The 3229-nt window shown below is 35.8% G+C and carries 2 protein-coding genes and 1 pseudogene; 2 read left to right on the forward strand and 1 reads right to left on the reverse strand.

Annotated features, from left to right (window positions below; genetic code table 11):
• Window positions 1-1131: outer membrane beta-barrel family protein (locus WBN21_RS16005; protein ID WP_424202045.1), on the forward strand; the 1131-nt coding region annotated here is incomplete at its 5' end.
• A gap of 657 nt (window positions 1132-1788) precedes the next feature.
• Here WBN21_RS16005 and WBN21_RS16010 read toward each other — a convergent pair.
• Entirely contained in the window at window positions 1789-2796 is a 1008-nt protein-coding gene (locus tag WBN21_RS16010) for a 3-oxoacyl-ACP synthase III family protein (RefSeq protein WP_424202047.1), read from the reverse strand.
• A 164-nt stretch (window positions 2797-2960) separates the two neighbouring features.
• Between WBN21_RS16010 and WBN21_RS16015 the strand changes: the two are divergent.
• Window positions 2961-3229 (forward strand): annotated as a pseudogene (locus WBN21_RS16015) (S9 family peptidase); the annotation flags it as partial.

A 3229-nucleotide genomic window follows, 5' to 3' on the forward strand; every position in this document is an offset into this window, starting at 1 on the left:
AATTATGCCTCATCAGGTCAAACCTTTTCTAGTGAAGGAAACATTATACCAACGCCAAGCACCGATTTTGACTATAACAGAGATATTTACTCAGCTTATTTCACCTATGGAAAAACACTTGAAAAATGGAATTACCAAATAGGATTACGCGCAGAACAAGTTAATGCGAGTGCTGATGCTTTAAAAACTTTTGATGACAACAGCACAGAACTTTTGCCATTTACAAACGATTATTTTCAAATTTACCCATCGGCGTTTCTAACGTATAACCAGTCTGACAAAAACTCGTATCAATTAAGTTTTAGTCGTCGGGTTGACAGACCAGGATTGCAACAAATAAATCCTATTAGAGAATGGAGTACACCGCGTATTTCGTCCTTTGGAAACTCAGAATTACAACCACAATTTACAAACTCCATAGAAACCAATTATACAAGGCAATTAAAAAATGGAAGCATTACTGCTGGTGTTTTTTATAGAATTATTGAAGATAACATTAGCCGGTTCGTATTTATTGACAGAACCGATGTAACCTCTGGAAACTCCATTTTATCTTATGACAATTTTGATAATACCTCAGCATATGGTTTGGAGCTTTCAACAAATTATCGCCCAACAAAATGGTGGAGTTTAAATGCAAGCTTTGATTTATACTCGCAAACACAACAAGGTATTACTGAAAGATTAGATACCAACGATATCCAAAATGCCACTATTGATAATATAGTAAGGCAAAACGTAGAAGTTAACAACGTTATTTGGAATTTAAGAGCGTTTAATAATTTTAAAGCCTCTAAAAAATTAAGCTTTTCGGTATTTGCTATGTATCGCGGTGAAGAAGAAGGCATTCAATTTACAAGAAAACCGATGTTTATGTTAAATACAGGGATGCGTTATAGCTTTCTTGAAGACGATAGAGCAACCTTTAGCTTTAATTATAGTGACATTTTAAACACTATGAAATTTGAATTTGAAGGCGATTCACCCTACCCTGCAATTGGCGGTTTTAATTGGGAAAGCAACACGTGGAACATAGCCCTTTCATATAGATTTGGTGGTGGCAAGTTCCGTGCATTAAAAAGAAAACAAAGAGACGACAACACCCAATCTGGTGGTGGCGGATTTTTATAATATTTAATAACCTGCATAATATTTGATGGTTAGTGTATTTGCAGAATTATTGAATAAGAAACCCCTAAAAAAATAATTTTTTAGGGGTTTTGCTTTATATTTTATTAAAACTGTTAAAAAAAATGTTAAATCCTAGTATTCAATACAATAAACCATAATAAACTTACGTTATATTATACAACCTAAACCAAAAAGACGAAGTCGTAATTATTTAGAGTTAGTCATCTTCACAACACAAATTCGTATTTTAGGATTAGAATACTTAACAAAAAGCTCGAAACTCGTTTCGGGTTTTTTTTGTGTAAAATGTTAAAAATCAGTTAAATAAATAGTTCGATGTAATATTTAAGACAATTTTACGTCTTATATATGAAGATTCTTCATCTTAGTGTTAGTTGAAGTTGATTAATAGCTAGAAAAACCCAAAACTAAAGTTTTGGGTTTTTCGATTTTGTGATATTATGCAAATAAACTTTGGCTGCAAACTGAATACTGGCGTGTGCAACCTTACCCGCTTTAGGCCTGCCTGCCGGCAGGCAGGGATTGAACGGTCTGTTTGAACTCCCCGACCTTGGGAGGGAGCGAGTAGTGAAAGCCCGACGACGACCTAAGGAGGCGTGACCTACCTGCCGGCAGGCAGGCGCCCAAAAAATTATTTTAAGCCCATTTAATTATGGCACTTGCCCATGTAAATCCGCTACCAAAGGCTGCCAAAACCACGTTATCGCCTGGTTTTATTTTACCTTCTTCCCAAGCTTCGGTTAGCGCGATAATAACGGAAGCGGCCGTTGTGTTACCGTATTTCATGATGTTATTAAAAACTTGGTCGTCGCGCAAGCTGAATTTTTTCTGGATAAATTGAGCAATTCTAAGGTTTGCCTGGTGCGGAATGAGCATATCGATGTCCTCTTTTTGCATGCCGTTTTTTGTTAGGCCTTCCACAATCACTTCACTAAAACGCACTACCGCGTGTTTGAATACGAAGGTGCCGTCCATGTATGGGAAATAAGATAAATCTTCTTCACCAGCTTCTAATATTTCAGGAACCCAATGAGCAATACTCGGGCCTTCTACAATTAATTTATCGGCATATTTTCCTTCGCTATGCAAATGGGTGGAGAGGATTCCTTTTGTTGTATCTTCTTCTCTTGAAAGCACGCAGGCTCCTGCTCCATCACCAAAAATAACGGTTACGCCGCGGCCTCGTGTAGATTTATCTAATCCATTACTGTGGTATTCTGCGCCAATAACAAGAATATTTTTATACATGCCTGTTTTTATAAATTGGTCGGCCACAGAAATGGCATACACAAAACCAGAACATTGGTTACGAACATCTAAAGCGCCAACGGTTGGCATATCCAACATGTCTTGAATTTGCACGCCGCAGCCAGGGAAATAAAAATCTGGACTAAGGGTAGCGAACACAATAAAATCGATATCGTCCTTTGTTAAACCAGAGCGTTCAATAGCAATTCTAGCAGCCTTAGCTCCCATAACTGCTGATGTATCTTCTGATCCTTCGGGAATCCACCTACGTTCTTTGATGCCTGTACGTTCTTGAATCCACTCATCGTTGGTATCCATCATTTTAGATAAATCGTGATTAGTCACCACATTTTCAGGAACGTATTTGCCTAGTCCTATAATTTTTGAATTATACATGATCAATATTTTGTTATTTTCATTTACAAGATAAATATAATTTAAAAACTATTTCATTTATTATTTTAAAGAAATATAAACTCTGCCCTTTTTAACTTAATTTTAGTAAGGTTATGTTTCATGTTTATTTAAATTTAATGCTTTAACAAAAAGCAATTAAAAAAATGAAAAACCTTTTACTGTGTTATTTTCTAATTTCGGGAATTTGGGTTACGGCTCAAGAAAATTTAAACTACCAAAAGCCATCTGAAGAAATTTTAGTTTTAGCAGAAGCTACTAGAGCGCCTTCCATTCGAATAGATAGTAAAGGTGAAAATATGGTGTTTTTATACCGAAGTGCCTATAAAAATATTGAAACACTTTCAGAAGAAGAAATGCGACTTGGCGGTTTACGAATTAACCCTAAAACAAATATTAACAGCAGGCAATATTA

The sequence above is a fragment of the Algibacter sp. genome, from assembly GCF_049667265.1.
GTDB lineage: Bacteria > Bacteroidota > Bacteroidia > Flavobacteriales > Flavobacteriaceae > Algibacter_B.

What these genes read in the sequence shown, in the direction of transcription:
- WBN21_RS16010 (WP_424202047.1), bottom strand. Translation starts at nt 2,796, where the DNA reads ATGTATAATTCAAAAATTATAGGACTAGGCAAATACGTTCCTGAAAAT.